Annotated in this window: 6 protein-coding genes; 2 read left to right on the forward strand and 4 right to left on the reverse strand. The window is 60.7% G+C overall.

What is annotated here, in order from left to right:
* On the reverse strand, positions 1 to 3,737 hold a 3,737-nt coding region (locus DIE08_RS34930), incomplete at its 3' end, for a DUF6531 domain-containing protein (protein ID WP_148096098.1).
* 52 nt (positions 3,738 to 3,789) lie between these two features.
* Positions 3,790 to 6,969 (reverse strand): type VI secretion system Vgr family protein, encoded by a 3,180-nt coding sequence (tssI, locus tag DIE08_RS34935; RefSeq protein WP_124906406.1) that lies wholly within the window; start codon positions 6,967 to 6,969, stop codon positions 3,790 to 3,792.
* 357 nt (positions 6,970 to 7,326) lie between these two features.
* Here tssI and DIE08_RS34940 point away from each other — a divergent pair, with 357 nt between their 5' ends.
* Entirely contained in the window at positions 7,327 to 8,127 is an 801-nt protein-coding gene (locus DIE08_RS34940; protein WP_059599833.1) for a cystine ABC transporter substrate-binding protein, read from the forward strand.
* A gap of 82 nt (positions 8,128 to 8,209) precedes the next feature.
* Here DIE08_RS34940 and DIE08_RS34945 read toward each other — a convergent pair whose 3' ends face one another.
* Complete coding sequence (locus DIE08_RS34945) at positions 8,210 to 8,413, reverse strand: hypothetical protein (protein ID WP_059599832.1); 204 nt, start codon at positions 8,411 to 8,413, stop codon at positions 8,210 to 8,212.
* Positions 8,414 to 9,217: 804 nt separating this feature from the next.
* Positions 9,218 to 9,550: a hypothetical protein gene (locus DIE08_RS34950; RefSeq protein WP_124906408.1), complete on the reverse strand. Its 333-nt coding sequence runs from the start codon at positions 9,548 to 9,550 to the stop codon at positions 9,218 to 9,220.
* A gap of 776 nt (positions 9,551 to 10,326) precedes the next feature.
* Here DIE08_RS34950 and DIE08_RS34955 point away from each other — a divergent pair.
* Positions 10,327 to 11,073: a hypothetical protein gene (locus tag DIE08_RS34955; protein ID WP_124906410.1), complete on the forward strand. Its 747-nt coding sequence runs from the start codon at positions 10,327 to 10,329 to the stop codon at positions 11,071 to 11,073.
* The last annotated feature ends 185 nt before the right edge of the window (positions 11,074 to 11,258 follow it).

Consider the following 11,258-nt stretch of genomic DNA (forward strand, 5'->3'; position numbering starts at 1 on the left):
TCACTCTCGTACGCCAGCGTGTCACCATCCCACCCGAACACCGTCCGCTCGCCGTTCAACTCCTTCGCAATACGCCGACCGAACGCATCATAGAAATACCGCGCGCGACTCTGCCGCGACGTCTCGGCAACCCGCGCGGATAGCAATCGATTGAATTCATCCCACTCGTATTCCTGCTCACCCGCAGGCGTGCGCTTGCGCACGAGATTCCCGCGCGCGTCGTACTCGAAGTGCATCCCCGCATACGTCTTCAGCAAGTTACCGAGCACCTTCGGCACCTCAACCGGCAACGTGCTGTCCGGCCGCACCGGACTCGGACGCGACGCAGGCGTCTCCGCAGTCCGCGCCGGATCGATGATGTTGCTCGCCGGATCGAACGCGAACCGTTCCTTCGCGATGGGACTGATCGCCTCGATCAGCCGTCCGACGGGATCATATCGATAGTCGGTCCCGCCCTTGCGGCTGTCCTCGATTCGCGACAACTGCCCCGCCGCGTCATAGCGATACCGCCGCTCGGCGAGCGGCGCAGGTGACGTCGATCGCTGGATCGACTGCTGCAACACGCGTCCCGCCGGATCGTAGTGCGTGCGCTGCCCGACCTTGCTCGACAGCACGCGCACCGTCTCGCGATGAAGATCATCGCGCTCGAACTGCACGCGGTCCTCGCCGTCGAGCAGCATCCCGTGCACATGCCCCGAGCCATACAGCAACCAGTCGACGACATGCCCGTCCGGCCGAACGGTACGCCACCGGTTGCCGAGTTCATCGTATTCGTGATGCCATACGTAGCTGCGCCGGTCACCGAACAGATCGTAGGCGTGATGTTCACGCACGAGATTGCCAACCGGATCGAAGAAGAACTGCACGCGGCTGTATCGGTTCACCGCGTCGATCAACCTGCCGCTCGGATCGTAGGCAAACCGTTCCTCGCTTTCCCCGGCGACACGCTTCAGCAGACGGCCATTTGCATCGATTTCGACCGAAGTCAGGCAGCCCGCTTCATCGATCGAAACAAGACTGCCGCTGTCCGGATCGTACTGGTAACGCGTCGACTTGCCGTCGAAGCCGATTTCCTCGATCAGCCGACCTGCCGGATCGTAGTGGAACTGATACGTCGCAAAGTTCGCATCGGTCAGCGCGGACAAGCGGCCGAGACGGTCATAACGATACGCAACCGTCTGCCCGAGCACATCGGCGCGACTCGCAATGCGACCGACCGCATCGTAGGCATATCGCGTCGACCGATTGAGCTGATCCGTATGAGCGAGCAATCGCCCTTCGGCATCGTGTTGCACATGTTCGACACCGGCTGGCGAACGAATCGCCGTCAACCGGCCGTTCGGGCCATATGCATAAGCAACGACGCCACCGGACGCGTCCTTTTTCTCGATCACACGCCCTATATCGTCGTAGCGCCACGCCGTCTTCTTTCCGGAGCAGTCCGTGTAGCTGGTCAATTGCCCGGCGGAGTTGTATTCGAGTGCCTTCGATCCGCCTTTGGCATCGGTGATCTGTGTCGGCAGTCCCTTGTCGTTATAGCTGTACTTCGTAGCGTGCTCGAGCGGATCGATTTCCTCGACGAGATTGCCAACATCGTCGTACTTGCGCTGCCAGACATGCCCATTCGGATCGACGAGCCGGATCATCTGATCCTTGTCGTCATATGCCATTTCGACAATGCTGCCGTCAGCGCGCTCGTGCCACGTCCGGTTACCGCGCGCGTCGTAACGCATCTGCTCGATGCTGCCGTCCTGCAGAATATGCAACGTCAGATTGTTGTGCTCGTCGCGCCTGAACCACTCTTCGTTTCCATCCGGATAGGCGATCCGATAAACGTAGCCCTTGATGTTGAAGTAATAACGCGTCGTCTGACCGAGCGCATCGGTTACGTAGGTCAATCGAATGTTCGGGTGCCACGCAAGACGGATATCGAGACTGCCATCGTCCGCGTACTCACGCACGCATTTCGCATTCGCGTTGTCGTCAGCGTCCGCGCCGTCCCATTCAAGCGACATCCCGCGGCCGGTGCGATCGGTATAACGCGTCACGAGATGTCGGTCGTACTGGTAGTTCCACGCGTTGCCGTGCCGATCGGTTGCACGGATGAGATCGGCCGCTTCGTCATAGGCGTAACTTGCGAGCGTGCGGCGCTTGCCATCCTCGATCACCTGCTCGATCAGGACGATCCGACCTTGCTTGTCGTGCTCGAACGAGAGCACGTTGCCATTCGCGTCAATCAGGCGCGCCACGCGGTCGCGCGCATCGTAGTCGAGCGTGATCGTGTTGCCCGCGCGATCTTTCTGCATCGCGAGCCGGAACGCGTCGCCACGCCGCTCGTATACGTGCAACTCGTCATGACCGTACGCGATCGTCACCCACGTATCGTCTAGTCGCGACAGCGTCAGGTTTTCCGAGAGATCGTCATGCACGCTTCCGGATGCCAGCGCGCGATATTCAATGCTGCGGCCGCTGGCATCACGGTAGAACCATGTATCGCCTTCGACATCGATGCGCGTCGTGTACGGCGTAATCCATCGCGCGCCAAGTTCCCGAGTGTCATATGCAGACAGGCGTGACCGATAAGTACGCGCCCAGACAAGCGGCAATGCGCCGGGCAGTTCAAAGTCCGTATGCGTGAACGTCTCATCGCCGAACGCAAAATCGATCGATCCGGTCGACGCGCCAATCCCGCAACTTTTGCAGGGGCTCTGGCCAGCACCTTCCGGATGCACATGCTGTTCGGTCGCACCCACCGGCTCCTGCGGGCGGTCATGCTGTGCCCGTCCCTTGCCGCCGGGTGGCACGTCGGCGGTCTTTTCACGAAGCTTGCCGCCCGCACGCACCCTCGCCACGGCCTCGATCACTTGCGCGATCAGCCAGAGCATCTTGCCTTCTTCGCTGCCATTCAGATCGCGGATTGCCTTCGCGACTTTCGGTGCTTCGGTCTTCAGGAACGCGACGATATCGCGAAACGGTTGAAGCCACGAATCCGGCGCAAGCCTCGCAGCGGTCCCGACCGTCGCGTTCCCGGCTTCCTTCCCTAACGCGATCGAACCTTCGTAACCGTACTCGAACGCATCGACCACGATCATCGGGTTGTACCAGGATCGCTCGTCCATCTTCCGCGCGATCTGCTGTGTACGTCGCACGTTCGCACTGCTGTCGAAAATTTGCCCTTTGAGGGCAAGCTCCAATCCGCTGGCAATACCGACCATCAACTCCTGCGCCTTGGCCGCGCAGTCATTCAGCAAGTCGACTAGAACCTCCTGCAACGTCTTCAGGAAGTTCTCGATTTCCGTCGCGGCCGCGGCGTTGACGTGCGTAACGAGCACGTTGATGATCGCGGCCCCGAGATTGCCGCGCGACACCAGCAACTGATTGCGCACGAGCGCCAACAACGGTCGCGCCGACAGGCGAAACGATGCCAGCGGCGGCGGTACCGGAATGACCCCGATCAGGTTGATCGCGAGTCCAAGGTAATCGAGCAGATCGGCGTGCCGCTTCTCGACGATCATCACGATGTCGCACACTGCATCGTAGAACGCCATCAGGTTGCCGATAATCGGCACGGCACTGGCGACGGTTTTGAGGTCCTCGAACGAAATGTGATTGCCGCTGATCTTGAGCAACCACTTATTGAAACGGTCGCCCCCCGCCGCCACGTCTTTCGGCGAAATATCGCTGAGCCAGGAAACAGCCTGTTCCTTCTCTGCGCCCGGTGGAAGTTGTTGTGCCATGTCGTTGTTCGTTCAATTCGCTTTTTTTCAAGACGGCTGACAAGCCGCTCTCTCAGGATTTCAACGGTCCGCCAAACCCGCTCGTCGGCAGCTTCATGCCCGTCGCGCCTGCGGCCGACGCCACGGTCGTGGCGCCCTTGCCCGCGATACTCGCGACGCCCGGCAATGCGCCTTGCAACGCCCCGGACGCCGCATTCGCCGCCGGCGCGGCCAGCGCGGCAAGGCCGCCCTGACGTGCGGCCTGCACCATCCCGGCCACCTGCTTCGCCGCACCGCTAAGGCTCGACGCCGTCTGCAACGCCGACGCAAAGCCGGCCCCACCCAACGCGGTCGCCGCAGCCGGCAATGCAGAACTGGCGAGACCGCCAAGGGCAGCACCCGCGCCGCCGCCGCTCACCAGCCCCATTGCTGCTGTCGTCGCGGCCGGCGCCATCCCCTGCAGCTGGCTCGCGAGCTGCCCGCTAGCTGCCGCCTGCGCGGCCTCCGGCGACGGTTGCACGGGCTCCGCCGGCCACTTCACCTGCTTGAAATAGTTCGCTGGCTGATCCGACTCGCGCGGGTCCTTGCCGAACTCGACGCGCACCGCCCCCGGCGGCAAACCACTCACAACCGTGTAGCCGCTGTTGTCGAGTGCGCCTTTTTTCAGCACGGCGCCGTTCACGTCTCTCACCGTGAACAGCCCGCCTTTGACCGCCTCGCCGTTCACGTACTTGTGGAACAGTTCGAGCTGCCCCGGCTGATCCGGCCTCGGGCTCGGCAACGGATAACCCATGCTCGCCGGCCCCGCGAACGTATGAGATGCCCCCTTCACATCAACCGCGCCCGGCGTATGAATCTCGATGTTGCCGTCCTTGATGCGGATATACCCGCCGCCGCTCGTCAGCAGAATCCCCTGATCGGCGGCGATCTCGATCCGATCAGTTGCGGACACAACCTTCACCGCCTTCTGCGCAGTCACCTCGACGTTGTCCGACTGCGCCTGGATCTCGACCTTGCCCTTGCCCGCGAACAGCTTCATCCCCGCGTTCTGCACGAACAGGCTCAGCTTCTGCCCGATGCTGCCGATCAGCGACTTGCCCGCCGCGACATGCACGCTCTGCCCGCTCGCGACGTTCACGTGATCGTTCGCGACCAGGTGCAGCGACTGCTGCGTCGACATCGCGATTCCCGACGGGCTGCCGAACAGCATCACTGGCTCCTTGAACGCATTCGCGTTGCCCGTGCCGCCGCCTGCCGTGCGTCCGCCGGACGCGCTGCCCGATGCGCTGTCCTGCGTCGCGTCGGTGAACGCGCGCATCGTGTCGTGTGCTTCCTTGAGACTTTCCGCCTGATGCTGCTCGCTCACGCCCGACATCGCTTCGACGAGGCTCTCGCCCGTCACGAGCTGCTGCTGCGCTTCCTTCACGTCCAGCGGCTGGCTGTTCGGTGCCTTCGGATGGGTGGTGACGTACAGCCCTTGGCTCGCCCGCACCGCGCCGTATGCGTCCGAGCGCAGATCGAAGCCGCTGCCCAGGTACGATCCGCGCGAATTGCCGTTCTGGTCGATGATGTAGCCCAGATGCAGCAGGCTGTTCGCGCTGCTGCTCATCAGCTGCACGCGGTTCTGCCCCGTCGCGTCGTCCATCACGAGCTGGTTGTAGCCGCTGCCCGAATACTCTTTCGACCGGTAGCCGGACAGAATCCCGTCGCTATGCCACTGCGGCTGGTTCGCGCCGTTGTACACGCGACCGACCGCGAGCGGCCGGTCGCAGTCGCCGCCGACGTAGTCGATCAGCACTTCCTCGCCGATGCGCGGCACATGCACGCCGCCATAGCCGCCACCGGTATCCGACTGAACGACGCGCACCCAGCACGACGCGTTCTCGTTGCCCGGATTGAGGCGATCCCAGACGAACTGCACGCGAATCCGGTTCAGCTCGTCGGTATAGACTTCCTCGCCCTGCGGCCCGACGACGATCGCCGTCTCGAGATGCATCTTCGGCTTCTCGTGTTCGAACGGGCTGCGATACGGCACGCTCACGCGCTGCGCTTCGACCTCGACGAGATAGAAGCCGACCGAACCATCGTCATGCGGCACGCGAAACGCCGGATCGGCACCGTAACCTTCCTGCGCTTGCATCAGCGCGTCGCGCAAGCTGTACGGAAAGTCCGCGCTGCTGCTCGCCACGGGCAGATTGTTCTCGATCCACCATTCGACGCCGATCGCCGCGAATTCGCGCTGGTCGGCCGGATCGCGATCATGTTCGGGATGGTCCGACAGCGTGAAGCGCCGGCCCGCATCGATTGCGCGCACGCCACCCGCGCCATGGAAGCGCTTTGCCAGCGACTCCCATTCCTCCATCCGCACCTTCGTCAGATGGTCACCGCGCGTCTGGTCCAGATACGTGTAGGCACCGGTGTACTCGTACACTTCGAGCTGGTCGGGCAATTCACCTTGGCCACTCATCGTCGGCAGCGACGTGCCCTTCGGGTTCGACGGCTGCGACGGATTCTTGTAGTCGAACGTGCGTGTCGTTCGGGTCACGCTCTGCAGCGTGCGCGAGCCCGACCATTGCGTGAACGCGTCGGCTTCGCTCGCCGCGCCGCCGCGGTAGAAGCGCACGGATTCCGGCGACAGCGGCGCGAACGCCTGCAGGTTGTCGGTGATGACGAGCGTATGCGTCTTGCCGTCGTCGGCCTGCTGCCATGTGCTGTAGAGGCCTTCGCTTTCCATGAGCCGATGCACGAAATGCCAGTCGGTGTCGTGCTGGCGCGTGTACGACCGGTTCGGCAACGGTTTCGACAGCGCGAACCGGAAATACCCCTGCGCCTGCGGATGCTTGTTCAGCACATCGCTGATGATCTGATCGACGGTCGTATCGTTCCAGAGCCGCTGGTCGCGACGGAACTTCAGGAAATGCGTGAAATCGGCGAACGTAAGCTGATAGGTCGTGAGCCCGCCGTCGGCGCCAAGGCGGCGCGCGGTGTGGACGTATCCGTTGATCGGCCGGTAGCTGCGACCCCCCTGCTGGATCCACAACGTGACGGGCTGCGCGATCAGCTTTTTAAGCTCCAGATCACTATCGGTCGACAGCACATCGAGCGTGAACTCGTACGCACGCCCGACGCGCGAATGGCCGACCGCCCGCTGCACGGTCAGCACATTCGGGCCCAGCGGCGTATCGAGCTTCAGCAGCCGGTCCTGCTGAAGCAACCCGCCGCGCAATGCGGCAACAGTGTTCTGCATGTTCATGGCAACGGCCTTTTCTTCTTTTGACGCGCCCTCGGATGGCGCGCTATGCGATTTCGCTCGCGCGATTTTACAGACAAATTACTGCGAGACTCCGAAAAATGAACTGATTTAAAAGGGTTTTTCAAGCGTATTCCGAGCGGCCCGCTCGAACCGTTCGAACGCTTGTTCGACACGGACGCGCCATGACGTCACGCCGAACTGCTCACGCATGGCCCGCTGAAATCGATGCAATCAGGGCCAATTCGACTTCCGGCGCGGCCCGGTTGCGAGTAGTGTCTACGTGCCCGTATTCCGGCCCAGTCCGGGCACGACCGATGCCCGGCGCTCGATTACCACACTGAACACTGGAGATCTGCGATGAAACGTTCGAAGTTCCTGCTGTCGGGCCTGCTGCTCGCGTCGGCCCTCGGTTTCACGGCCGTTGCCGCCCATGCGGAAGACCTGCTCGACTCGGTGAAGAAAGCCGGCGTGCTGCGCGTCGGCCTCGAAGGCACGTATCCGCCGTTCAACTCGCGCGGCACGTCGGGACAGCTCGAGGGCTTCGACGTCGATGTCGCCAATGCCGTTGCCGGCAAGCTCGGCGTGAAGACGCAATTCGTCCCGACCGAATGGAGCGGGATCATTGCGGGGCTGCAGGCCGGCAAGTTCGACGTGATCGTCAACCAGGTCACGATCACGCCGCAGCGCAAGGAAGCGCTCGACTTCAGCGAGCCGTACACGTACTCGGCAGCGCAGCTGATTCAGCGCAAGGACGACACGCGCAACTTCAAGTCGCTCGAGGATTTCAAGGGCAAGAAGCTCGGCGTGACGCTCGGCACCAACTACGACCAGATGGCACGCAGCGTGCCGGGCATCGAGGTGCAGACGTATCCCGGCGCGCCGGAAAAGCTGCGTGACCTCGCCGCGGGCCGGATCGAGGCGACGCTCGACGACCGCCTGATGCTGCCGTACATGATCAAGACGTCGAACCTGCCGCTGCGCTCGGGCGCGGTGCTCAACGGCGGCAAGCAGGAGATGGCGATCCCGTTCCGCAAGGGCAATCCGAAGTTCGAGAAGGCGATCAACGATGCGCTGGAGTCGCTGCGCAAGGACGGCTCGTTGAAGAAGATCTCGATGCACTGGTTCGGCAGCGACGTGACGGTGCCGGTCGCGCAGTAAGCGGTTCGCCGCGCTTGCGTTGCGTCACGTCCTTCGCTGCGGCGAAGGCGTGACGCGCAACTGCATTACTCTTCCCTTCCCCTCAAGCCGCTTCGTCGAAGCGCGCAAGCAGCATCTGGCCGATCGGCGTCAGCGCCGGACGCGCGGCCACCGCACTCACACGTACCTGCGTATCGTCGACGAGCCGCTTTTCGACGAGTACCGCGAACGCCGGATTCGACGGGTCGACACTGTCCGGTGCGCGGGCAATGCGCAGCAGCATCGAGAATTCGTGCGGACTCAGCATGGTCCTTGTCTCCTGATCGTCCGCGATCCGGTTCGAATCGGCGTCGATCGTCTCTTTTGATGAAATGGCCCGAAGGCATGTGAATGCGAAAGTGCGCGGCCGTTTGCGACGAGGGTACGTCGTCGCGAGGAGCCAGCCGCTCCCTGAGCGGCGCGACGTCATCGGATCCGCTGGATGCGTACGTCACGGCAGGGACGTGCAACGTTATTGGGCCATCGTGACGCGGCCGTGACAGCAAAGCAGGAGCGCACATCTGGCCGACCGATACCGACGACCGCGCTCATGCCGACGGCAGATTGGTCGTTTGCAGGCATTGTCTGGATGACTGGCTGCGGCGCCAAGGCATCGCTTGGAGCGGCATTGCAACCGGGTGAATGCGCCTCTCCTGACAAGCGGTGGCGCGGGCCGGCCGGCAACGTACGGCACCGAGTCGAGAAATCCCGAATGCTTGCGTCCGCACATGCATGCGCTGACGCGGGCTTGCCATGCGCCCCGCGTCAGATTTGTCGGCTCGCGACGCTGAAACGACGAAGGGCCCGGAGAAAAAATCTCCCGGCCCTTCGTTCAATTTGGAGCAGTCGCAGGACTCGAACCCGCCACCTGATGCTTACAAAGCACTCGAACGATCAAGCAAACTCAATCACTTACGCAAATTTCGCGTTACCAAAGTACCGAATTCGACGGTGTTCTCAGCCATATCTGACGGGCATCGTGACATCGATTGAAAACGCGCCGATATACGTCAAGCAGGGACAGCTTGATATATCAGCGCGCGCTCCACTTCCATCGTGTAAAAAATTTCATTCACACTGCGGCCTGCTCAAAACCAATCACGATCAACCGAATCAACGCGAGGACGATCAAGATCGAAAGAACAAAGCACATCAGGGGCACGGCAAGGTTCGATCTCGGCCTCCCTTTCGCATCGAATTGGACGAAGTGAAGTAAAGATGGGTGGCGTTTGGCGCGAAATGGGAGGATGGCAAATGACGCGAGCGTGATCGCAAATGCAGCGTTCCTGATATTAGACGTCGATGCCGACTGGTGAATTTCACGGCGAAACGCCACGAAATAGAAAAACGTGACGATACCAACTATCAAAATCGCATCAATCGCATACCCCGCAGCTTTCTTCACGTCATACTCCTTACCGAACCCGTCGCATTCGCTTAAACGCAGTTGCTCCGTCGGTCCACGCCCCGGACGTCGTGAAAAGTGTAGGCTGACTTGGATACCGATTCAGATCTCGTTTGTAAAGGCTGTCCCTGCGACGCGACTCCAACCGGCACGCTCGCGATTCGTCAAGGCGCTCCGGTAATCGGAATGCCTTGTTGCATGCGTTGCGCAGTTCCAGTTGATGACGAAGAAAGATTCGCAAAGACGGGATAGCAACCCGAGAACCACTAGACACTGTCCGACCGGCAGCGGTGATTGTTGCCTAGACTATGTGGTCTAGCGGAGTCGCAGCTTGTGAACATACTCGTGCGCCCGCGGATGATGAAGACGAACGTCCGCACCGAATGCTCGGCCCCGCCACTGGCTCGATTTCCGGACTGTCACGCAAAAGCTGAATTGGAAACGCGAAGGGGCTACGCAAACATCGCGTAACCCCTTGCTAGATATGGTGCCGGCTGCAGGACTCGAACCCGCCACCTGATGATTACAAATTTTCAATTAAATCAATAAGTTACTGATATTTAACGGAAAGTGGCCGTAACGCAGCACAACACAAAGTACTTTATATTCAGCAACTTAGCGTAAGTGAGCGAAAGCTAAAAAAACGTTTCGATGTACCATCATCGTACCGGAAACACCGCTAGACCAACCGATCAAACGTCCATGATCCGCTGCCAATTGCATCCACATGCCGACCTATCTCGCTCCGGCCATAAACCGACTGCACGGTTAGCATAATGGCCATTCCAAGCAACCTTGCGTCGCTACACAACCACGAAGAAGCCATCCGCGCCGACAGCCTTTCAGCAATTGCTGCAGACGTGGCTCTATCGGACCATCTACAAGCCGTCCATGATGCTCTTGACCATCTAACCGTCCTGGTTGGTCTCGAGTCCGAAGCGGGCGACGACCGTCACACAATTCAGCTCTTAGTCATTCGACTATTCAACATCGGGGCCAGCACGGTGAAGCTTGGATTGTCCGGGTACTACCAGCAGGCTTTCCAACTTCTTCGAGACGCTCTGGAACTCGTCAATTTGATCGACCTGTTCCGAGCTGACGGCACCAAGATCGCCGCTTGGCGAACGGCGGACAACAAGAAGCTCAAGAAAGTATTTGGGCCGGCTGCGGTGAGGGAAGTCTTGGAAAAACTCCCGCAGTACAAAGGTCAGAAAGCCGGACGCGACAAGCTATATGCCATGTTCTCCGAACATGCGGCGCACACGACCTACCAAGGCTTTAGCCTTGTTTCGCCACGCGGTTCGCCGCATCTAGGCCCCTTCTTGGATGTCACTCTACTCAAGGCGTTGCTCGAGGAGATTGGTCCGCACCTTGCCCACGCAACAATTGGGTTAAGCACGCTTTTCGAGTCCGATCTGCCATTAGTCATCCTAGAGGCCAAGGCAGCGTACATCGAACAGCTTCGCCAGTATCATGACAAGTACATTCGCAATGTTCCTCCAATGGCGTCGGAGAACAACTGACCGGAAATCTCAACGATGCTTCCAGATAGACTTCTTGACACCACCCAGTCCGACCTCGAACAGCTCATCGTGGACAGGGCGCAGGAAGGTCCCCACCTTGACTTCAAGTGACCTGCCCCCGGTTTTAGTCCGAACTGCAGTTAGAGTCCGAGGTTAAAAACTGCTGCTTTGCATCGTGCGCCCGA

Origin of the sequence: Burkholderia sp. Bp9004 (genome assembly GCF_003858025.1) — a bacterium.
In the GTDB taxonomy this organism is placed as follows: Bacteria; Pseudomonadota; Gammaproteobacteria; order Burkholderiales; family Burkholderiaceae; genus Burkholderia; species Burkholderia diffusa.